Source organism: Massilia sp. IC2-476, from assembly GCF_020707295.1.
In the GTDB taxonomy this organism is placed as follows: domain Bacteria; phylum Pseudomonadota; class Gammaproteobacteria; order Burkholderiales; family Burkholderiaceae_D; genus Telluria.
The window spans coordinates 289,061-310,656 of sequence record NZ_JAJFER010000007.1 but is presented as its reverse complement, the minus strand read 5'-3'; the positions used below and the strand labels follow the sequence as shown (position 1 = coordinate 310,656).

21 protein-coding genes and 1 tRNA gene are annotated in these 21,596 nt (G+C 64.3%); 15 read left to right on the top strand and 7 right to left on the bottom strand.

The window, feature by feature from the left end; translation table 11 throughout:
* Positions 1–32: 32 nt before the first annotated feature.
* The 5 genes from LK539_RS19145 to LK539_RS19125 form a co-directional block, all read right to left on the bottom strand.
* The gene (locus LK539_RS19145) at positions 33–428 is read right to left on the bottom strand and encodes a BlaI/MecI/CopY family transcriptional regulator (protein WP_227802648.1); all 396 of its coding nucleotides are present in this window, start codon (positions 426–428) and stop codon (positions 33–35) included.
* A 152-nt stretch (positions 429–580) separates the two neighbouring features.
* Positions 581–1,882 carry a dicarboxylate/amino acid:cation symporter gene (locus LK539_RS19140; RefSeq protein ID WP_227802647.1) on the bottom strand — a complete coding sequence of 434 codons (1,302 nt, stop codon included), beginning with the start codon at positions 1,880–1,882 and terminating at the stop codon, positions 581–583.
* 150 nt (positions 1,883–2,032) lie between these two features.
* On the bottom strand, positions 2,033–3,319 hold the full coding sequence (locus LK539_RS19135; RefSeq protein ID WP_227802646.1) for an amidohydrolase family protein: 1,287 nt from the start codon (positions 3,317–3,319) through the stop codon (positions 2,033–2,035).
* Between the two features lie 41 nt (positions 3,320–3,360).
* Entirely contained in the window at positions 3,361–3,741 is a 381-nt protein-coding gene (locus LK539_RS19130; RefSeq protein ID WP_227802645.1) for a hypothetical protein, read from the bottom strand.
* 7 nt (positions 3,742–3,748) lie between these two features.
* Positions 3,749–4,543 carry a 3-hydroxybutyrate dehydrogenase gene (locus tag LK539_RS19125; RefSeq protein WP_227802644.1) on the bottom strand — a complete coding sequence of 265 codons (795 nt, stop codon included), beginning with the start codon at positions 4,541–4,543 and terminating at the stop codon, positions 3,749–3,751.
* 126 nt (positions 4,544–4,669) lie between these two features.
* Here LK539_RS19125 and LK539_RS19120 point away from each other — a divergent pair, with 126 nt between their 5' ends.
* From LK539_RS19120 to LK539_RS19090, 7 genes are all read left to right on the top strand, one after another.
* A complete protein-coding gene (locus tag LK539_RS19120) occupies positions 4,670–5,551 on the top strand; it encodes an alpha/beta fold hydrolase (protein WP_227802643.1) in 882 nt (293 codons plus the stop codon).
* 34 nt (positions 5,552–5,585) lie between these two features.
* Positions 5,586–5,936 carry a RidA family protein gene (locus tag LK539_RS19115; protein WP_227802642.1) on the top strand — a complete coding sequence of 117 codons (351 nt, stop codon included), beginning with the start codon at positions 5,586–5,588 and terminating at the stop codon, positions 5,934–5,936.
* 8 nt (positions 5,937–5,944) lie between these two features.
* Positions 5,945–8,185, top strand: a complete 2,241-nt coding sequence (locus tag LK539_RS19110; protein WP_227802641.1) for a bifunctional (p)ppGpp synthetase/guanosine-3',5'-bis(diphosphate) 3'-pyrophosphohydrolase — start codon at positions 5,945–5,947, stop codon at positions 8,183–8,185.
* Between the two features lie 72 nt (positions 8,186–8,257).
* The gene (locus LK539_RS19105; protein WP_227802640.1) at positions 8,258–9,064 is read left to right on the top strand and encodes an ABC transporter permease; all 807 of its coding nucleotides are present in this window, start codon (positions 8,258–8,260) and stop codon (positions 9,062–9,064) included.
* A gap of 14 nt (positions 9,065–9,078) precedes the next feature.
* On the top strand, positions 9,079–10,011 hold the full coding sequence (locus LK539_RS19100; RefSeq protein ID WP_227802639.1) for an MlaD family protein: 933 nt from the start codon (positions 9,079–9,081) through the stop codon (positions 10,009–10,011).
* Positions 10,008–10,640 carry a hypothetical protein gene (locus LK539_RS19095; RefSeq protein WP_227802638.1) on the top strand — a complete coding sequence of 211 codons (633 nt, stop codon included), beginning with the start codon at positions 10,008–10,010 and terminating at the stop codon, positions 10,638–10,640. Before LK539_RS19100 ends, LK539_RS19095 begins: the two co-directional genes overlap by 4 nt.
* Before the next feature lie 60 nt (positions 10,641–10,700).
* On the top strand, positions 10,701–11,729 hold the full coding sequence (locus LK539_RS19090; protein ID WP_227802637.1) for a chemotaxis protein CheB: 1,029 nt from the start codon (positions 10,701–10,703) through the stop codon (positions 11,727–11,729).
* Between the two features lie 13 nt (positions 11,730–11,742).
* Here the strand turns inward: LK539_RS19090 and LK539_RS19085 are convergent, their stop codons facing one another.
* Together LK539_RS19085 and LK539_RS19080 are read right to left on the bottom strand one after the other, a co-directional pair.
* Positions 11,743–12,690 (bottom strand): NAD(P)/FAD-dependent oxidoreductase, encoded by a 948-nt coding sequence (locus LK539_RS19085; protein WP_227802636.1) that lies wholly within the window; start codon positions 12,688–12,690, stop codon positions 11,743–11,745.
* A gap of 69 nt (positions 12,691–12,759) precedes the next feature.
* A complete protein-coding gene (locus LK539_RS19080; RefSeq protein ID WP_227802635.1) occupies positions 12,760–13,689 on the bottom strand; it encodes a cation diffusion facilitator family transporter in 930 nt (309 codons plus the stop codon).
* 110 nt (positions 13,690–13,799) lie between these two features.
* Here LK539_RS19080 and LK539_RS19075 point away from each other — a divergent pair.
* The 8 genes from LK539_RS19075 to LK539_RS19040 all read left to right on the top strand — a co-directional run bounded on the left by LK539_RS19075 (position 13,800) and on the right by LK539_RS19040 (position 21,596).
* A tRNA-Val gene (locus tag LK539_RS19075) sits at positions 13,800–13,876 on the top strand.
* Between the two features lie 228 nt (positions 13,877–14,104).
* Positions 14,105–16,015: a threonine--tRNA ligase gene (gene thrS, locus LK539_RS19070; RefSeq protein WP_227802634.1), complete on the top strand. Its 1,911-nt coding sequence runs from the start codon at positions 14,105–14,107 to the stop codon at positions 16,013–16,015.
* 43 nt (positions 16,016–16,058) lie between these two features.
* Positions 16,059–16,604 (top strand): translation initiation factor IF-3, encoded by a 546-nt coding sequence (gene infC / locus LK539_RS19065; protein ID WP_227802666.1) that lies wholly within the window; start codon positions 16,059–16,061, stop codon positions 16,602–16,604.
* 295 nt (positions 16,605–16,899) lie between these two features.
* Positions 16,900–17,097 carry a 50S ribosomal protein L35 gene (rpmI, locus tag LK539_RS19060; RefSeq protein WP_026354218.1) on the top strand — a complete coding sequence of 66 codons (198 nt, stop codon included), beginning with the start codon at positions 16,900–16,902 and terminating at the stop codon, positions 17,095–17,097.
* A 30-nt stretch (positions 17,098–17,127) separates the two neighbouring features.
* Positions 17,128–17,487, top strand: coding sequence for a 50S ribosomal protein L20 (gene rplT, locus LK539_RS19055; protein WP_027865360.1), 360 nt, complete (start codon positions 17,128–17,130; stop codon positions 17,485–17,487).
* A 126-nt stretch (positions 17,488–17,613) separates the two neighbouring features.
* On the top strand, positions 17,614–18,630 hold the full coding sequence (pheS, locus tag LK539_RS19050) for a phenylalanine--tRNA ligase subunit alpha (protein ID WP_227802633.1): 1,017 nt from the start codon (positions 17,614–17,616) through the stop codon (positions 18,628–18,630).
* 39 nt (positions 18,631–18,669) lie between these two features.
* Complete coding sequence (gene pheT, locus LK539_RS19045) at positions 18,670–21,096, top strand: phenylalanine--tRNA ligase subunit beta (RefSeq protein WP_227802632.1); 2,427 nt, start codon at positions 18,670–18,672, stop codon at positions 21,094–21,096.
* Positions 21,097–21,251: 155 nt separating this feature from the next.
* Positions 21,252–21,596: an integration host factor subunit alpha gene (locus LK539_RS19040; RefSeq protein ID WP_227802631.1), complete on the top strand. Its 345-nt coding sequence runs from the start codon at positions 21,252–21,254 to the stop codon at positions 21,594–21,596.

The window sequence follows — 21,596 nt, the reverse complement described above, 5'->3', positions numbered from 1 at the left end:
CCAGCCGATGCTGGCGACGATGTCGGCGGCGCTCATTTCCCGTCCTCCGGCTTGTCTTCACGCAGCAGCTCCTCGATCTCTTCCCGTTCCTTCTTCGAGATGCCAGTCTTCAGCGCCGCCAGCACCAGCGCCTTGGCCGAACCGGCGAAGGCGCGCTGCATCAGGTCCTTGAGCAGCTTGGTCTCGACCGAATCCTGGGCTTGCGCCGGGGCGTAGACGTGCGAGCGTTCGCTCTCGTCGCGCACCAGCAGGCCCTTGCCGTGCATGATCTGCATCAGGCGCAGCACGGTGGCATAGGTGACCTCCGGCTTGGTCTTCTGCATTTCCTGGTGCACCTGCTTGGCGGTGCCGGAGGCCATCGGCCACAGGACCTGCAGCAGTTCGAGTTCGGCCGGGGTCGGCTTGGGGGTATCGGGTTTGCGTGGCATGAGCGTCCTCATTGGGTGATGGGACCTAGAATAGTCTGTCTAGACAGCGCTGTCTACCGTTTTCGTGCGCCGTGCAGACTTTATGCGTACGGGGTAGGGCCAAAAAAAACGCGCTCCGAAGAGCGCGTTCGCGGGGGCATGCGTGTGACGGATCAGGCGGCGGCGCGCACCGGCTCCAGGTCTTTCTCGCCGTCGAGCGGCACGCGGCCGTGCAGGACGTCGTCCATGCGCTGGGTATCCAGTTCCTTCTCCCACTTCGACACCACCACCGTGGCCACGCCGTTGCCGACGAAGTTGGTCAGGGCGCGCGCTTCGCTCATGAAGCGGTCGATGCCGAGGATCAGGGCCATGCCGGCGACGGGAATAGTCGGTACCACGGCCAGGGTCGCGGCCAGGGTGATGAAGCCGGCGCCGGTGATGCCCGAGGCACCCTTGGAGGTCAGCATCGCCACTGCCAGGATGGTCAGTTCCTGCATCAGGGTCAGCTCGGTGTTGGTGGCCTGCGCCACGAACAGGGCCGCCATCGTCATGTAGATGTTGGTGCCGTCCAGGTTGAACGAGTAGCCGGTCGGGACCACCAGGCCGACCACCGGCTTGGAGCAGCCGAGGCGCTCGAGCTTGCGCATCAGGGCCGGCAGGGCGCTTTCCGACGAGCTGGTGCCGAGCACGATCAGGAGCTCTTCCTTGATATAGGAAATGAAGCGGAAGATCGAGAAGCCGGTGAACCTGGCGATCAGGCCCAGCACGACGGCGACGAACAGGAAGCAGGTCAGGTAGAAGGAGCCCATCAGCTTGGCCAGCGGCAGCAGGGCATCGAGGCCGTATTTGCCGATGGTAAAGGCCATCGCGCCGAAGGCGCCGATCGGGGCGGCTTTCATGACGATGTTCACCACGCCGAAGATCACGTGCGAGAAGTCCTCGATCATCTTGGTGACCGGACGGCCACGCTCGCCCATCATCGACAGCGCGAAGCCGAACAGGATCGCGATGAGCAGCACCTGCAGGATGTCGCCCTTGGCGAAGGCATCCACGAAGGTGTTCGGGATGATGTTCATGATGAAGTCCACCGTCGACTGGTGCTGCGCCTTTTCGGTGTACTGGGCGATCGACTTGGTGTCGAGGTGGGCGACGTCGACGTTGAAACCGGCGCCCGGCTTGATCAGGTTGGCGACGACCAGGCCGATCGCCAGGGCGAAGGTCGAGACGATCTCGAAATAGAGCAGGGCCTTGCCGCCGACGCGGCCGATCTTCTTCATGTCCTGCATCCCGGCGATACCGGCGACGACGGTACAGAAGATCACGGGGGCGATGATCATCTTGATCAGTTTGATGAAGCCGTCTCCCAAAGGCTTCATCTTGGCGCCCAGTTCAGGGTGGAACACCCCGAGCAGCACGCCAAGCACGATGGCGAACAGCACCTGGACGTACAGGATTTTGTAAAAAGGCTTTTTCATGGCAACTCTTCATAGAGAAGTTTGTGGTGTTGCCATCTTGTCGGAAGCGGCCTGCCTTATCTATTGTGGATATCCGCAGGCCTTATAACTAGTCATGCGTTCGCCACGCGATATGCCAATGCCTTATCGCATGGTATTTCCGAAAAGCGCTTATTGGCGCCGGAACACTTCGCCGCCCTTCATCACGAAACCGACCTTGTAGGCGGCGCCGATGTCGCGCGTCGGGTCGCCCTCGACCGCCACCACGTCGGCGAGCAAGCCGGCCTTGAGCTGGCCCAGGTCCTTGCGGCCGAGGATATCGGCCGCCACCACGGTGGCCGCGCGCATCGCTTCCAGCGGCGACATGCCGAGCTTGACCATCCATTCCAGTTCGCGGGCATTGGTGCCGTGGGCGAACACGCCGACGTCGCTGCCGTTGCCGATGGTGACGCCCAGCTTGCGTGCCAGCGCGAAGGCGCGGTGGGCCTGCTGCATGGCTGGGGTGGGCGCGCCGCCGCGTACATGCTTCTGGAAGTATTCGCCGGTCGCTTCCGGCGCGGTGAGGGTCGGGATGTAGGCGGTGCCGCGCTCCTTCATCAATCTGAAGGTCGCCTCGGAAGCGCCGTAGCCATGCTCGATGGTGTCGGCGCCGGCCAGCACCGCCATGCGGATCGCGTCGTCGCTGCTGGCATGCACCGCCACCTTGCGGCCGGTGACGTGGGTCGCCGCGACCATCGCCTTCATCTCGTCCATCGTGAAGGTCGGGCGCGAGCTGCCGTCGATGCCAGTGCGGTAGTCGCCGTAGATCTTGATCCAGTCCGCGCCGCGCGCCGACTGCTCGCGTACTGCCTTGGTGACTTCGTCAATGCCGGTGGCCGGCTGGGCGCCGTAGGGGATCTCCATGTCCGGGCGGTAGCTCTTCTCGGCCGGTCCATAGCTGTAGCTGGCCACGATGGCCTTGGTCGCCACCAGCAGCCGCGGGCCTGGCGCCACGCCTTCGTCGATGGCGCGCTTGATGCCGACGTCGGCATAGTCCGCACCTTCGGTGCCGAGGTCGCGCAGCGTGGTGAAGCCGGCCTGCAGGGTGCTTGCGGCATGGCGGCCGGCCAGCATGATGCGGTAGGCCACCGGCTCCTTGATCACCTGGTCGTCCCAGGTGGTCTCGTTATACGGGTGCAGCAGCACGTGCGAGTGCAGGTCGATCATGCCCGGGATGAGGGTCTTGCCGGGCAGGTCGATGCGTTCGGCGCCGGCCGGCACCGTCATCTTCTCGAGCGGGCCGACGGCCTCGATGCGGCCTTTTGCTACCAGCACGGCCCAGCCCTGGTGCGGCGCGCCTTCGCCGGTCCAGACCCTGTCGGCCGTGATCAGGACCGGGACTGGCGCGGGCGCCGCCTGGGCTTGAATGGCGAAGGCCGTGAACAGGGATAGGGCGAGCTGCTTGAGGCGGATCGTCATCTGGGAATTCCTTGTAGTTGTTATGTGCAGGTAGTGTGCGCTCAGCCTGCCAGGTCGCCCAGCGACTGCTCGACGCCGAGCTGCACGTCGCGCAGGAAAGCGCCGCCCTTGTCGGACAGCGCGATGCTGGGTGCGGCCAGTTCGACCAGGCACACCAGGGTCTGGCGGAACCACTCCATGTCGGTGCCCATCAGCGGCAGGGCGTGGGCGTCGATCAGGTAGTAGACCGCGCGCGTGAGCAGGTTCGGATCGCGTCCGGCGCGCGCGATGCCGGGCGCGAAATCGACGACTTCACGCTGGAAGCGGTCGGCCAGGGTCTCGAGGATGTCGTTCGAGACCTGCGGCTGGCCGGCGGCGAGCACCACGCGGGCCAGGTCGAGGCAGGCTTCCTGCAGCTGCTGTTCGTCGAGGGATTGGCTCATCGAACGCTTACTGCGCGGCCCAGCCGCCGTCCATGTTCCACGCCACGCCGCGCACCTGGTCGCCCGCCGGGCTGCAGAAGAACACTGCCAGCGCGCCCAGCTCGGCGGGCGTGACGAATTCGCCGGACGGCTGCTTTTCGCTCAGCAGGGCCTTCTTGGCGGCGTCGTTCGACAGGCCGTCGCGCGCGGCGCGGTCGTCCACCTGTTTCTGCACCAGCGGGGTCAGTACCCAGCCCGGGCAGATCGCGTTGCAGGTCACGCCGCTGTGCGCGTTCTCGAGTGCGGTGACCTTGGTGAAGCCCACCAGGCCATGCTTGGCCGCGACGTAGGCCGACTTGCCTGCGGATCCGACCAGGCCATGCACCGAGGCCAGGTTGATGATACGGCCCCAGTTCTTCTGCTTCATGCCGGGCAGGGCCAGGCGGGTGGTGTGGAAGGCCGAGGTCAGGTTGATGGCGATGATCGCGTCCCACTTCTCGGTCGGGAATTCGTCCACCGTCGCCACGTGCTGGATGCCGGCATTGTTGACCAGGATGTCGACGCCGCCAAATTTGTCAGACGCGAACTTCATCATCGCCTCGATCTCGGCCGGTTTGCTCATGTCGGCGTTGTGGTAGGCCGTCTGTACGCCGAATTCCGCGCCGACATCCGTGTACAGCTTCTCGATCTGCTGGGCGTCGCCGAAGCCGTTGAACACGATATTGGCGCCCTGTTCCGCCAGCGAGCGGGCGATGCCCAGGCCGATGCCCGAGGTCGAGCCGGTGACGAGAGCGGTTTTACCGCTGAGCATACTGGATTTCATTGCGTCCTCTAGTTTGAAGGGTGAACGGATTGCTTCCTCAGAATTGGTAGAATTCTAATAGCAATGCCAAGTAAAATGGTGCGTTGCGATAGCCGGACCGATAATATTGTCACGATGGAGCAGGGGATGAGCGAAGCCAGATTGAAAAGCGTGCAGTGCAGTTCGCCCGCCGGCCTGCACCGCATGGCCTACAAGGAATGGGGCGATCCGCTCAACCCCAGGGTGCTGGTGTGCGTACACGGCGTCACCCGCGTGGCCGACGACTTCGACCACCTGGCTGCCGCGCTGAGCGGCGAATACCGCGTGGTGTGCCCGGACGTGGTCGGCCGCGGCAGGTCGGGCCGCCTGCGCGATCCGCAGTACTACACGGTGCCGCAGTACGTGGCCGACATGGTGACGCTGATCGCACGCGTCACGCAGGACGACACGGCGGGCGTGCACTGGTTCGGCACCTCGATGGGCGGCCTGATCGGCATGATCCTGGCGTCGCTGGACGAAACCCCGATCCGCAGGATGGTGCTGAACGATATCGGCCCGGTGCTCGACGGTGCGGCGATCGCCCGCATCGGCGAGTACATCGGCCAGGACATCCGCTTCCCCGATTTCGACACCGGCGCCGCCTACGTCAAGGCGGTCTCGATGTCGTTCGGCCCGCATACCGAGGAAGAATGGTTCAAGCTGGCGAACGACGTGCTGCGCCAGGAACAGGATGGCCAGTGGGTGCGCCACTACGATCTGGGCCTGGCCCAGCCTTTCCGCGCCATCACGCCCGAACGCGCGGCCGGCGACGAGGCGATGCTGTGGGCGGCCTGGGACGCGATCCGCTGTCCGACCCTCCTGGTGCGCGGCGAACAGTCCGACCTGCTGTCGCGCGCGACGGCGCTGGAGATGTGCGCGCGCGGGCCAAAGCCGCGCCTGGTCGAGATCCCGGGCGTGGGCCATGCCCCCACCTTCGTGCGGCCGGAGCAGATCGCGATCGCACGCGAATTTTTAGTTGGCGGGGCGTGACGCCCCGCCCTCATGTTTTTAGAAGAAAGCAGCTATGGAAATCAAACGACTCCACGTAGGCAAGCGCCTGTCCGAAACCGCCATCCACAACGGCACCGTGTACCTGGCCGGCCAGATCGCCGAAGACACCAGCCAGGGCATCGATGGCCAGATGCGCGAAGTGCTGGGCCACGTCGACCGTCTCTTGAACGAAGCGGGCAGCGACAAGTCCTGCATCCTGATGTGCCAGATCTTCATCTCCAGCATGGAGCACTTTGCCGGCATGAACGTGGTGTGGGACGAGTGGGTCGCCCAGGGCCACACGCCGCCGCGCGCCACGGTCGAAGCCAAGCTGGCCAACCCCGCATGCCTGGTCGAGGTCTGCGTCACCGCCGCATTGCGCTGATCCCCTAGATGGTTTCATCGGTTTTACTGGGCGACGCCACCACCCAGCTGGTCCAGGGACTGAGCGTGGAGGACTGCGCGCGCGTCCAGGGCGCGCTCGACTACGCCAGCAACGCTTACGGCGAACGCATCGCCGCGACAGGACAGAACGCCTTCGAGTCTTCGCTCGGCGTGGCCGGCTCGCTGTCGATCCTGCGCACCGACGCCGAGACCCGCATCGCCGGCCTGCTGTTCGAGCTGGCGATGATGGACCCGCAGGTGGCCGGCTCGCTCGAGGAGCGCTTCGGCAAGGAAGTGTCGGACCTGGTGCAGGGCGTGTACCAGCTGATCCGCCTGCGCGACCTTACGGCCGGCAAGGAGCAGATCGGCAGCGGGAAGAACGCAGCCCAGCAGGCCGCCGCCCAGGTGGAAACCCTGCGCAAGATGCTGCTGGCGATGGCGTCCGACATGCGCGTGGTGCTGATGCGCCTGGCTTCCTGCGCCACCACGCTGCGCTATTTCGCCGAACAGAAGCGCTTCGACGACGTCACGCGTGCCTATGGCCGCGAGGTGCTCGACTTCTATGCGCCGCTGGCCAACCGGCTCGGCATCTGGCAGCTCAAGTGGGAGCTGGAAGACCTGTCCTTCCGCTTCATCGAGCCCGATACCTACAAGCGGATCGCCAAGATGCTCGAGGAGAAGCGCATGCAGCGCGAAGGCTTCGTGGAAGCCTCGATCGCGCGCCTGCAGGGAGAACTCGCGTCAGCCGGCATCAAGGCCGAGGTCTCGGGACGTCCGAAACACATCTACAGCATCTGGAACAAGATGCGCGGCAAGGAGCTCGACTTCTCCTCGCTGTACGACGTGCGCGCCTTCCGCGTGATCGTGGAGGACGTCAAGACCTGCTACACGGTGCTCGGCATCATCCACAACATCTGGACCCCGATCCCGAAGGAATTCGACGACTACATCTCGCGCCCCAAGCCCAACGGCTACCAGTCGCTGCACACGGTCGTCACCGCCGAGGACGGACGGCCGCTGGAAGTGCAGATCCGCACCCAGGAGATGCACAACTTCGCCGAGTACGGCATCGCCGCCCACTGGCGCTACAAGGAAGAGGGCGGCTCTAACTTCAAGAGCCAGAAGTACGACGAGAAGATCGCCTGGCTGCGCCAGCTGCTCGCATGGAAGAGCGATGTGGCCGACGTGGTCACCGGCCAGGAAGACCTGCAGAAGGAATGGGTCGAGAAGCTGAAAGCCACCACGCTGGACGACCGCATCTTCGTGCTGACGCCGCAGGCGCGCGTGCTCGAGCTGCCGCAGGGCGCGACGCCGATCGACTTCGCCTACCACCTGCACAGTGAAGTGGGCCACCGCTGCCGCGGCGCCAAGATCGACGGCGTGATGGTGCCGCTGAACACCCCGCTGAGGAACGGCCAGACCTGCGAGATCATCACCGCCAAGGGACCGGCGGGCAGTGCCGGCCCCTCGCGCGACTGGCTCAGCCCCGGCTATACGGTCAGCAGCCGCACGCGCTCGAAAATCCGGGCCTGGTTCCACGCCCAGGAGCAGGCCGAAACCCTGGCGCAAGGCCGGGTCCTGGTCGAAAAGTCGCTGCAGCGCGAAGGCAAGACCGCGGTCAACCTGGAAGCGCTGGCCCACAAGCTGGGCTTTGCCAAGGTGGACGAACTGTTCATCCAGGTCGGCAAGGAGAAGTTCAGCCTGCGCCACGTGGAAGCGGCCCTGCACGACGAGGTGGAAGCGCCACCGGTGGTCGACGAGGCGGTGGTCAACAAGAGCCGCGCCTCCAGCGTGGAGCAGGGCGCCAAGTCGGGCGTGCTGGTGGTCGGCACCGAAGGCCTGATGACGATGCTGGCCAAGTGCTGCAAGCCGGCCCCGCCGGACCCGATCTGCGGCTTCGTCACGCGCGGCAAGGGCGTCTCCATCCACCGCCTGAGCTGCAAGAACTTCGCCGAGATGCGCGCCAAGTCGCCCGAGCGCGTGATCCAGACCGAATGGGGCTCGGCGGGGCTGGAGACGGTGTACCCGGTCGACCTGTTCATCCTCGCGATGGACCGGCAAGGCCTGCTGCGCGATATCTCGGACGTGTTCATGCGCGAGAAGATCAATGTGATCGGGGTGAATACCCAGAGCGCGAAGGGACAGGCGCGCATGGTGTTCACGGCGGAGATCGGCTCGACCGGGCAGCTGCAGAAGGCGCTGGGCGCGATCGGCGAGGTGAAAGGGGTGATGGAGGCCCGCAGGCAGTAAACGCTGTCACGACAGTATCAATTTGATACAAAATCCAGGCAAACTCATCAAAATTTGTATCATATTGACACCATGCGCCGATCCCTCAACCTGACTGCACACCCCAGCCTGTGGGGCCTCGCTGCCGCCCGCTATCTGCGCAGCTGGTGGTACATGGTGCACCTGGGCGCGGTGGCGCTGGTCATGGCGCTGTCGCCCTCGACCTACAACCGCGAAAACCGCCTGGCCTGCGCCCGCTACATCTATGCCAGCACCTGGCAGGTGCTGCCCTGGTTTTCGCTGGCTTCAGCCCTGATCAGCCTCGTCATCATCCGCATCGTGCTGGTCACGGCGAAGAGCTACGGCCTGTCGCACTTCGCGCTGGAGATGGTGGTGCGGGTGCTGGTGCTCGAACTGATTCCCTTGTCGGCCGCCATGTTCGTCGCCCTGCGCGCCAGCATGGCCTTCGACGCCTCGGCCCTGGGCCTGGCGCGCGCCGGCATGTCGCCGCAGGCCGCCAACGACGAGGCCTTGCGCCGCCTGCGCCGCGACATCGTGCCGCAGCTGCTGGCGAATTCCTTCGGGGTCTTGAGCCTGGCCATGGTCACCAGTACCATCGTGCTGGTGCTGGCCTACCTGAACGTGTATGGCCTGCTGCCCTGGGGACTGAACGACTACACCCGCACCGTCGGACGCGTGTTCTCGCCCGCGGTGACGATCGGCTTCGTGCTCAAGACCGTGTTCTTCGGTTTGGCCGTGGCGCTGATCCCGACCGCCGCCATCCTCGAGCTGCAGCGCTACCCGCGGCGTGTCAACTTCACCGTGCAGCCGGGCGCACTGCGCCTGCTGTTCGTGCTGCTCGTGATCGAAGCGGCCTCCCTCGCACTCAAGTACATCTAATAACAACAGACACCATGACCGAACCCCTGCCGGACGAACCGAAACACGTTGAACTCAAGGCCCTGATCCTGTTGGTTGCGATCGGCATCCTGGTCGTATCCTTCATCGGCTACGTGATGCAAGCGCGCGGGGTGTTCGAGCCGACCCAGCGCCTGGTCCTGGAGACCGACGATTCGTCCGGCGTCATCCCCGGCATGGACATGACTTTCGCCGGCTTTCCGATCGGGCGCGTGAGCCAGGTCGAGCTGGCCCCCGACGGGAAGGTGCGGATCCTGGTCGACGTGCAGAGCAAGGACGCCAAATGGCTGCGCACCTCGAGCGTGTTCACGCTGGAGTCCAGCATCGTCGGCGAGACCCGACTGCGCGCCTTTACCGGCCTGCTGAACGACCCGCCCTTGCCGCCGGGCGCCACCCGTTCGGTGCTGCGCGGCGACGCCACCGCCGAGATCCCGCGCATCGTCGCCACCGCCAGGTCACTGCTGGAGAACCTGGAGACCATGACGGCGACCGACTCCGACATCAACGCCAGCCTGTCCAACATCAACACCCTGACCGGCCGCATGAACGGTCCCGGCGGGGTGCTGGGCGGGGTGATGGGCGGCGACGCCGAGGCGCGCAAGCTGCGCGAAGCGCTCGATCGCGTCAACTCGCTGCTGGGCAAGACCGAGCAGCGGGTCTACGGCAAGAACGGGGTGATGGACGACACCCAGGCCGCGATCCGCCAGCTGCATGTGGTGCTGCAGGACGCCAGCACCACGCTCAAGAAAGTCGATGCGGTGCTGGTCGAGGCCCAGGCGGTGGGCAAGAACGCTAGAGTCGCCACCGAAGACCTGGGCGCGCTGCGCGGCGAGGTCGACGCCAGCCTGCGCAAGGTGAACCGCCTGGTCGACGAGATCAACCGCAAGTGGCCCTTCGCCGGCAAGAACCAGGAGATCAAGCTGCCATGAGACTGTCCGCCTTCCTCGCTGTCGCATTGCTCGTAGCCTGCGCCGGCAAGCCCTTGGCACCCGACTGGCAGGCGGACGCCAAGGGCGCCCTCGACGCCTCGGTCGACGATTACCTGAAAGGACATACGCTCGCCTCGGCCTCAGAATTTCGCACGGCGCGCGCAGCCACCACCAGCACCGGCCGCGCCGACTACGTGGCCCAGGTCGAGCTGGTGCGCTGCGCCGCCCGCGTGGCCAGCCTCGACGTCGACGACTGCCCCGGGTATACCGCCCTGGCCAGTGACGCCACGCCCGAACAGCGCGCCTATGCCGACTACCTGTATGGCCGCTGGCAGGGCCTGAACGCCGCGCTGCTGCCCGAGCAACATCGGCCCGTCGTCGCCAGCGGCCAGGTCGGGGGCGTGGCCGACCCCTTGTCGCGCCTGGTGGCCGCCGGCGCGGCTTTCCAGGCCGGCCGCATCACGCCGGAGGGAATCGCCCAGGCGATCGACACCGCGTCGAACCAGGGCTGGCGCCGTCCGCTGCTGGCCTGGCTGGGGGTGCAGGCTAAGCGCGCCGAGGCGGCCGGCGACACGCAGGAAGTCGAGCGCATCCGGCGCCGCATCGCGCTGGCTTCCGGGCAAGGATAAGCGTATCCGCGACCGTCAATACCTGCGACAATGCAGATACCACATTGACGGGAGACGGACATGAATGTGCTCACCGATACCGGCAAGCGGGACATCGTCGTCGTCGGCAGCTCGACGGGCGGAATCGATGCCTTGCGCCGCCTGTTTTCACGGCTGCCGTCCGATAGCGGCGCCAGCTTCCTCGTGGTCCAGCACCTGTCCGCGCATTCCCCCAGTGAGTTCGACCGCATCCTGCAGGGGAGCACCCGCATGCGGGTTGCCTTTGCCAGCGACCGCCAGCAGCTGTTGCCGAATACGGTGACGATTGCCGCGCCCGACCGCCACCTGATGATCGAAGACGGCCGCATCAGGGTCACGCGCGGCCCCAAGGAATGCCGCGCCCGGCCTTCGGTCGACGTCCTGTTCCGCTCGGCCGCGCTGGCCTACGGGCCGCGCGTGATCGGCGTCGTCCTGACCGGTGCGCTGGACGACGGCACGGCCGGCCTGTGGCAGGTGAAAGACCGCCAGGGCCTTGCCTTCGTGCAGGACCCGGACGAGGCGGTATGCCGCTCGATGCCGGAAAGTGTGCTCGAGTACGTCGATGTCGACGGCATCGGGACCATCGAGGCGCTGGCAGCCCGGCTGTGCCGGGAAATCGGCAGCGTGGTAGCGTGGAAGGGCCCTGCGGCGCCGAGCGCGCGCCAGCAGGCGGAACACCAGGTCGGATTGGAGGGCAATGCCATGCAGGCGGGTGTCATGGAACTTGGGAAGATGTCGAAATACAGCTGCCCTGAATGCCACGGCGTGCTGGTGCAGATCGAGGACGGCAAGCTGGTGCGCTTTCGCTGCCATACCGGCCATGCCTATTCCCTGAAGTCGCTGCTGGCCGACGTGGACGACGCGATCGACAAGGGTCTGTGGGATGCGGTGCGCGCCATCGAAGAACGCATCCTGATTCTGCGCCAGCGCGCCGATATTGCCGAAGCGGCGGGCGACGCGGCAGCAGGCGCGCGCCTGCGCGCCGAGGCCGAGCGCGCCTCCAGCAAATACCAGCCGCTGCGCGAACTGGTGCTGGACAGCGGCTTTTTCGATGTCGAGGCCGACAAGTGAGCGCTGCCGCCGCTCAGGCGGCGTTCGCGGCCGGACGCAGCGCCCAGGGCAGGGTGTTGTGGATGGTGGTGGCGGCCAGCGCCGCCTGACCGGTCGCCACCGCGATCTGGTTCAGCCCGCGCGTCACGTCGCCCACGGCGAACAAGCCCGGCACCGTGGTGCGGCAGTGGTCGTCGACCAGCAGCTTGCGGCACTCGACGGTCTCGGCCCCCAGTTTGCTGGCCAGGTCGGAGCGCGCGTTCTCGCCCAGCATCGGGTAGAACACGTCGCAGAGGTAATCTTCGCCATCCTTCGTGTGCAGGACCGGCTTCATGTCCTCGCTCATGGTCACGCCCGCCAGCGGCGATTCGATCAGGCGCACCCCTGCGGCGGCCAGGCGCTGGCGCTCCTCATCGTTGAGCGTGGAGACCGGACCGCGTTCGAACAGCAGTACGTCGGCGCTGAAGGTGCGCATGAAGAGGGCGTGGCCGACCGGATTCGCGTCGGAGGTGACGACACCGATGCGCTTGTCGATCACGTCCCAGCCGTCGCACACCGGACACAGGCGCACGGCGCCGCAGCGCACCGCTTCGTCCCAGCGCTCGACCGGCATGCCGGCGTCGGCCACGCCGCTGGCCAGCAGCACGGTCATGGCGCGGATCTGGCAGGGCTCGCCCTCGGCCGGCACGTAGTCGCCGACGAAGACGCCGTCTTCCAGGCGCAGGTCGAGGATTTCGCCCGGCATGACGCTGCCGCCGTAGTTGGCGAGCTGGGCGCGCAGGTTCTCGAGCAGCTGCACTCCGTTGATGCCTTCCGGGAAGCCCGGATAGTTGTGCGAGACGGGAATCCAGGACAGGCGGCTGTTGCCCTTGTCGACCAGGGCGATGTGGCGGGTGAAGCGGCGCAGGTAGACCGCGGCCGTCAGGCCTGCCGGGCCGCCGCCGATGATGAGGGTGTCGAATACTGTGCGGGCGCAATCCATGGGGTGATTATGCGATCCGCGCTTGCGCCCGCGTATCGGCGTGCGGGCTAGCCACGGGTAAGAAGGCGCTTACAAGGACTTGCCGCCGGCGGCCTCCGGCTGCAGGGTGACATGGTCGATGCCATGCTTTTCGCGCAGCATGGCGCGCACGGCGGCCAGCACGGCCGGCCATTGCTCCAGGCTGGCGATTTCCAGGTGGCCGATGAGGGCAGGGTGGCCGGGCGACATGTCCCATACATGCAGGTCGTGCACGTCGAGCACGCCCTGCACCGCCTTCAGGTCGGCGCCGACCGCCAGGTAATCGATCTCGTGTGGCACGCCTTCCATCAGGAAGTGGTAGGACTCGCGCAGGATGCCGCTGGTCGAGCGCAGGATCAACAGGGCCACGAAGATCGACAGGATCGGGTCGACCCGCACCCAGTCGGTGACATAGATGATGGCGCCGGAAGCGATCGCCGCAAGCGAGCCGAGCAGGTCGCCCATGACGTTGACCAGCGCGGCGCGGGTGTTGATGCTCTGGTTGTCGCGCGACAGCACCCAGGCGACGAGCAGATTGATCGAGGCGCCGATCGCGGCCACCACCAGCACCACGCCGCCCTGCACGGGTTCCGGATGCAGCAGGCGCTGCACGGCTTCCCAGGCGATCCAGGCCACCAGCGCCAGCATGGCCAGGCTGTTGACGAAAGCGGCCAGCGCTTCCGCGCGCACGAAGCCGAAGGAGTGGCGGCTCGAGGGCGGCCGCTTGGCGATCGCCTGGGCCATCAGGGCCAGGGCGAGCGCGGCGGCGTCGGTCACCATGTGGCCGGCGTCCGAAATCAGGGCCAGCGAGTTGGACATGAAGCCGGTGATGACTTCGATGAGGGCGAACAGCAGGGTCAGGCCGAGCGCGACCGACAGCGCCAGCTGGCTGCGTCCCTCGATCACGTGGCTGTGCTGGGCGTCGCCATCCAGGTGGGCGTGCAGGTGTTCGGAAGCGGGTTCGACTTGTTGGCTTGACATCCCTCCAGTGTAAATCAAAGCGCCGAAGGACAGCGAGCCAGGCTCGCCAGGAAACTTTTTCCGGGACAAGCCTTGCTTATCGCCTGTGCGCTCCTTATAATGGCGGCATCGGGCGGTTAGTTCAGCTGGTTAGAATACTTGGTCGACATCCAAGGGGTCGCAGATTCGAATTCTGCACCGCCCACCAGAATACACAGCAGCACTTTGTAAGAGCGAGAAAGGCACCGACGGTTATGACACCGCGAACTACGACTATGTTGTGGGGGAATCGCTAGACGCGGTACGGTGGTCTTTTGTCCAAAGAAGCTCGACAACACTGAAGAAAACGCGCCTAGGGCGCGTTTTTTTTCGTCTCAAGCATTCGGCTTTCAATATTTTTAACTTTTAGCGGCATTGCGCCACATTGGAGAACAGCATGCTCAACGTCCGACTTCCAGATGGTTCCAGCCGTCAGTTCGACGGTCCCGTCACCGTCGCCCAGGTTGCCCAGAACATCGCGCCGAGCCTGGCCAAGGCTGCGCTCGCCGGCAAGGTCAACGGCAAGGTCGTGGACACCTCGTTCCTGATCGAGTCCGATGCCGACCTGGCCATCGTCACCGACCGCGACGCGGACGGCCTGGAAGTGATCCGCCATTCGACCGCCCACCTGCTGGCCCACGCCGTCAAGGAACTGTTCCCGGAAGCCCAGGTCACCATCGGCCCGGTCATCGAAAACGGCTTCTATTACGACTTCTCGTACAAGCGCCCGTTCACCCCGGAAGACCTGAGCGCGATCGAAAAGAAGATGGCGGAACTGGCCAAGAAAGACGATGCGGTGACCCGGAAGGTGCTGCCGCGCGACGAGGCGGTCGCCTATTTCAAATCGATCGGCGAAGACTACAAGGCCGAGATCATCGCCTCGATCCCGGCCAATGAAGACGTGTCGCTGTACTCGCAGGGCGGTTTCACCGACCTGTGCCGCGGCCCGCACGTGCCCTCGACCGGCAAGCTGAAGGTCTTCAAGCTGATGAAGCTGGCCGGCGCCTACTGGCGCGGCGATTCGAAGAACGAGATGCTGCAGCGCGTGTACGGCACCGCCTGGGCCAAGAAGGAAGACCAGGAGCAGTACCTGCACGTGCTGGAGGAAGCGGAGAAGCGCGACCACCGCAAGATCGGCAAGCAACTGGACCTGTTCCACTTCCAGGACGAAGCCCCGGGCCTGATCTTCTGGCACCCGAAGGGCTGGACCGTCTGGCAGCAGGTCGAGCAGTATATGCGCAAGAAGTACCAGGTGAACGGCTACGACGAGGTCAAGGCGCCGCAGATCCTGGACGTCACCCTGTGGCAGAAGACCGGTCACTGGGATAACTACCGCGAAAACATGTTCACCACCGATTCGGAGAACCGTTCCTACGCGCTCAAGCCGATGAACTGCCCGGGTCACGTGCAGATCTATAACTCGGGCATGAAGAGCTACCGCGACCTGCCGCTGCGCTACGGCGAGTTCGGCCAGTGCCACCGCAACGAGTCCTCGGGCGCGCTGCACGGCATCATGCGCGTGCGCGGCTTCACCCAGGACGATGGCCACATCTTCTGCACCGAAGAGCAAATCGAGGCCGAAGTGACCGCCTTCCACGCCCAGGCGATGCAGGTGTATGACGATTTCGGCTTCAATCACATCGATGTGAAGCTGGCGCTGCGCCCGGAAAACCGTATCGGTACCGACGAAGTGTGGGACGAAGCGGAAGAGGCGCTCCGTTCTGCGCTGCGCGCCTGCGGCGTGGAATGGACCGAGCTGCCGGGCGAGGGCGCCTTCTATGGCCCGAAGATCGAGTACCACCTGAAGGACAGCCTGGGCCGTCCATGGCAGGTCGGCACCATGCAGGTCGACTTCTCGATGCCGGGCCGTCTCGGCGCCGAATATGTCGCCGAGGACAACACCCGCAAGGTGCCGGTGATGCTGCACCGTGCGATCGTCGGTTCGATGGAACGTTTCATCGGCATCCTGATCGAAAACTACGCCGGCGCGCTGCCGCTGTGGCTGGCCCCGGTCCAGGTTGCTGTTTTGAACATTTCTGACGCGCAAGCAGACTACGTGAAGCAGGTCGAAGCGAAGCTGCGCGCGGCGGGACTGCGCGTTCACGCTGATTTGCGGAACGAGAAGATTACTTATAAAATTCGCGAGCATTCTGTCCAAAAACTGCCTTACATTCTGGTTGTTGGCGATAAAGAACGTGAAGCAAATACCGTGGCCGTGCGTGCCCGCGGCAATGTCGACCTCGGCGTGATGCCGGTCGACGCGCTCGTGGAGCGCCTGGTGGGCGAAGTCGCCGCCAAGGCGAAGTAAGCGCGAAGTAATCGAGAATCCGCTACACTAAGCGCCGGTCTATATTCATACTTTCAAAGGAAACAACATAGCTACTGACAAACAGCATCGCATCAACGGCGAGATCACCCATCCCGAAATGCGCCTGAACGGTGTGGAAAACGAACCGCTGGGCATCGTGAGCCTGGCGGAAGCGTTCCGCCTGGCCGAGGAAAAGAACGTCGACCTGGTCGAAATCGCGCCGAACGCGAGTCCGCCGGTTTGCCGCCTGATGGACTACGGCAAGTTCAAGTACTCCGAGCAGAAGAAGGCGCACGAAGCCAAACTGAAGCAGAAGATCATCCAGGTCAAGGAAGTCAAGTTCCGTCCGGGTACCGATGAAGGCGACTACAGCATCAAGCTGCGCAACCTCATCAAGTTCCTGGAAGACGGCGACAAGACCAAGATCACGCTGCGTTTCCGTGGCCGCGAAATGGCGCACCAGGACATCGGCATGCGCATGCTCGAGCGCCTGCGTACCGACCTGGAAGAATATGGCCAGGTCGAGCAGTTCCCGAAGCTCGAAGGTCGCCAGATGATCATGGTGGTCGCGCCGAAGAAGAAGAAATAATTCTTCGTGCCGTCAGATGAATGGGCCGGGTCCGGGTTCCAGTGCAAGCTGGGGTCTGGGCCTGGCCTGTGTTCGTTTGTGGGGACTGGACCTTCCGGCGATAATTCCCATCCGCACTGCAACAATTCCCATCAAACCTGTGCTATTATCTGCGGTTCCTGTTTTTAACAAGCAGGTTGTAGTCGGCAAGTAGTGGCGTCGGCTGCAAGACAAGTGAAAGCAGGCATCCAAGAGCGGCGTTGCCGCCACCTGCAATCCTGTCGTATAGAGGCTGCCGTTAAACCGGCAGAATACTATGCCAAAAATGAAAACCAAAAGCTCCGCGAAGAAGCGTTTTCGCGTGCGTCCGGGTGGTACCGTCAAGTCGGGTATGGCGTTCAAGCGTCACATCCTGACCAAGAAGACCACCAAAAACAAGCGTCAACTGCGCGGCACCCGTAACATCAATGCATCGGACGTGACGAGCGTCTACCGCATGATGCCTTCCGCTTAATCTCACTAATCATCTACAAAGGGAGCTACCATGCCTCGAGTAAAACGTGGGGTTACTGCACGTGCCCGTCACAAGAAGGTCCTTGAACTTGCTAAAGGCTACCGCGGCCGTCGCAGCAAGGTATTCCGTATTGCCAAGCAAGCAGTCATGCGCGCTGGCCAGTACGCCTACCGCGACCGTCGTAACAAGAAGCGCGTCTTCCGCGCCCTGTGGATCACCCGTATCAACGCAGCATCGCGTTCGCACGGCATGACCTACAGCGCCTTCATGAACGGCCTGAAGAAGTCCGGGATTGAACTGGACCGTAAAGTCCTGGCCGACATGGCTGTGCACGACAAGCCGGCATTTGCCGCGATTGTCACCGCCGCCAAGGCCAAGCTGGCTGCCTAATCAGTCAGTTAGCTAGCAAGACCAGCGCCGGGGCAACCTGGCGCAAAAAGAGCGGGGCACGGTTGCAGAACCTGTGCCCCGTTTTTGATTGTGGCTCCTGCCACCGACAAACAGGAACAGAACAAGATGCAATCGCTGGAAGATCTCGTCTCCGCCGCACAGGCTGATTTCGCAGGCGCGCCCGACGCGGCCGCGCTCGAAAACGCCAAAGCCAAATACCTGGGCAAGACCGGCCAGGTCACCGACCTGATGAAGGGCCTGGGCAAGCTCGACCCGGAACAGCGCAAGGCGCAGGGCGCCCTGATCAACGCCGCAAAAGAAAAAATCGAACAGGCCTTGAGCGCCCGCCGCGACGACCTCGCGAACGCGCAGCTGATGGCGCGCCTCAACGCAGAAAGCATTGACGTAACCCTGCCGGGCCGCGGCCGCGCCAAGGGCGGCATCCACCCGGTGATGCGCACCTGGGAACGCGTGGAGCAGATCTTCCGCTCGATCGGCTTCGACGTCGCCGACGGTCCCGAAATCGAGACCGACTGGACCAACTTCACCGCACTGAACAGCCCGGAAAACCACCCGGCCCGTTCGATGCAGGACACCTTCTACATCGAGGGCAACGACAGCACCGGCAAACCGCTGCTGCTGCGCACCCACACCAGCCCGATGCAGGTGCGCTACGCGCGCACCCATACGCCGCCGATCAAGGTGATCGCGCCGGGCCGGACCTACCGCGTCGACAGCGACGCCACCCACTCGCCAATGTTCCACCAGGTCGAAGGCCTGTGGATTGGCGAGAACATCAGCTTCGCCGACCTCAAGGGCGTGTACCTGAACTTCGTCAAGGCCTTCTTCGAGACCGACGACCTGCAGGTCCGTTTCCGTCCGTCTTACTTCCCGTTCACCGAACCGTCGGCCGAGATCGACATCGCCTTCGGCTCGGGTCCGCTGAAAGGCCGCTGGCTGGAAGTGTCGGGCGCCGGCCAGGTCCACCCAACTGTCGTACGTAATTTCGGACTGGATCCGGAACGGTTCATCGGTTTCGCGTTCGGCTCCGGCCTCGAGCGCCTGACCATGCTGCGTTACGGGATCAACGACCTGCGTCTCTTCTATGAAGGCGACCTCCGTTTCCTCAAGCAGTTTAATTAAACCTCGCTGACACCCGACGCAAGAAGAAGGCTAAAGAATATGCAATTCTCTGAAAACTGGCTCCGCTCGATGGTCGATCCGACGATGAGCTCAAGCGAGCTGTCGCACGTGCTCACCATGTCCGGCCTGGAAGTCGAGGAAGTCGAACCGGTCGCGCCGCCGTTCACCAATGTGGTGGTGGCCGAAGTCAAGGAAGTGACCAAGCACCCGGACGCCGACCGCCTGAACGTCTGCCAGGTGGACGTGGGCACCGGCACGCTCTTGAATATCGTCTGTGGCGCGCCGAACGTGCGTGCGGGCATGAAGGCGATCTGCGCCAAGGCCGGCGCCGTGCTGCCGCGGGGCGCGGACGGCAAGCCCTTCGCGATCAAGGTCGGCAAGCTGCGCGGCGTCGAGTCGCAGGGCATGATGTGCTCGGCCAAGGAACTGAAAATCTCGGAAGAGAGCAGCGGCCTGATGGAGCTGCCGCTTGATGCGCCAGTCGGCACGGATATCCGCGACTATCTCGGCCTGGACGACCTGAAGTTCACCATCAAGCTGACCCCGAACAAGGCGGACTGCCTGTCCGTGCTGGGCGTGGCGCGCGAAGTCTCGGCCCTGACCGGCACCCCGCTGCACGTGCCGACCACCAGGCAGGTCGCCGTGAATACCGACGAAAAGCTGCCGGTGAAGATCTCGGCCCCGGACCTGTGCGGCCGCTTCTCGGGTCGCATCATCCGCGGCCTGAACGCGCGCGCCGCCACCCCGGACTGGATGAAGCAGCGCCTCGAGCGCAGTGGCCAGCGTTCGGTGTCGGCCCTGGTCGACATCTCGAACTACGTGATGCTGGAAGTGGGCCGTCCTTCGCACGTGTTCGACCTGAACAAGATCCACGGTGGCCTGGATGTTCGCTGGGGCAAGAAGGGCGAGACCCTGAAGCTCCTGAACGGCAATACCATCGAGGTCGACGAGTGGGTCGGCGTGATCGCCGACGACAAGGAAATCGAATCGCTGGCCGGCATCATGGGCGGCGACTCCACTGCCGTGACGCTCGACACCACCGACATCTACCTGGAAGCGGCATTCTGGTGGCCGAACGCCATCCAGGGCCGCGCCCGCAAGTACAACTTCTCGACCGACGCGGCGCACCGCTTCGAGCGCGGCGTGGACTATGCGACCACGGTGGAACACATCGAGCGCATCACCGCGCTGATCGTCGAGATCTGCGGCACCCCTGACACCAAAGTGGGCCCGGTCGACGACCAGTCCGTGAACCTGCCGCAGCGCCAAGCCGTGAGCATGCGCACCGCGCGCGCCGCCAAGGTGATCGGCGTGCCGCTCACCGACGCCGTCGTGGCCGACATCTTCACACGCCTGCAGCTGCCGTTCACGCATTCGGACGGGGTATTCCAGGTGACCTCGCCTTCGTACCGCTTCGACATCGAGATCGAAGAAGACCTGATCGAGGAAGTCGCGCGCGTCTACGGTTTCGAGAACATCCCGGCCAATCCGCCGGTCGCCCCGAGCGCCATGCTGATCGAGCCGGAAAACACCCGCTCGCTGTTCGCGATCCGCCACCAGCTGGCCGACCTGGGCTACCAGGAAGTGGTCAACATGAGCTTCGTCGAAGCCCAGTGGGAGCAGGACTTCGCGGCGAATGCCGACCCGATCCGCCTGCAGAACCCGATCGCCAGCCAGATGAGCGTGATGCGCTCGAACCTGGTCGGCAGCCTGCTGGCCAACGTGCGCTACAACATCAACCGCAAGGCTGGCCGCGTGCGCGTGTTCGAAATCGGCGCCGTGTTCAAGCGCAATCCGGAGGTGCAAGACGCCCCGCTGGCAGTCGCCGGTTTCGAGCAGCCCAAGCGCGTCGCCGCGATCGCCTACGGTCCGTCGGTCGACGAACAGTGGGGCGAGAAGACCCGCGCGGTCGACTTCTTCGACGTCAAGGCCGACCTGGAAGCCCTGTTCGCCCCGGCCTCGCTGCGCTTCGTGAAGGGCGAGCATCCGGCCCTGCACCCGGGCCGCAGCGCCTTCGTCGAGCTCGACGGCAAGCACATCGGCTTCATCGGCGAACTGCACCCGCGCTGGCTGCAGAAATACGACCTGCCGCAGGCGCCGGTCCTGTTCGAGGTCGATGCCGAAGCCCTGCGCCAGCGCAGCGTGCCGAGTTATACCGAGATTTCCAAGTTCCCGGGCGCCACGCGCGACCTGGCGCTGGTGGTGAAGCAGGGCGTGTCGGCCCAGGAAGTGCTGGACACTTTCCATGCCGAGCTCGCTGCCAATCCTGGCGGAAAGATCGTGCAAGCCGTTGTTTTGTTTGATGAATACCGCGGCAAGGGCCTGGAGACGGATGAAAAAAGCCTTGCTTTCCGCTTTGGCTTGCAAGATACTCAATCGACGCTGCAGGACGACGCGGTGGACGCCATCATGGTGGCCGTGGCCCGTTCGGCACAAGAAAAAGTCGGCGCAAAACTGCGCGCATAAGAGCTGGACCGAGGCGCTTCATCGAGCGCCTCACACCGTTCCAAAACATCGTTTCTTGAAGGTAGGGCTTCAAAATTAATAACAACGACGTTGACTCGGCCGTATTCCAGGAAGCCCTGGCGGCCGATCTGCATCGCGCCACACAAGTCGCGCGGATGCGGAAGGAAGCAGAGAAGGAACTGCCAACCCTGACCAAGGCCGAGCTGGCCGAACTGCTGTTCGAGCAGGTCGGCCTGAACAAGCGCGAAGCCAAGGACATGGTCGAGACCTTCTTCGACGAAATCCGCAACGCGCTCGAGCGCGGCGAGGCGGTCAAGCTGTCCGGCTTCGGCAATTTCCAGTTGCGCGACAAGCCGCAGCGGCCCGGCCGCAATCCGAAAACCGGGGAAGAAATCCCCATCACGGCGCGCCGCGTCGTGACTTTCCACGCCAGCCAGAAGCTCAAGGGAATGGTCGAGGAGACTAGTCCCCCGAGTAACTCGCTGGCCCGAGCTGCCTGA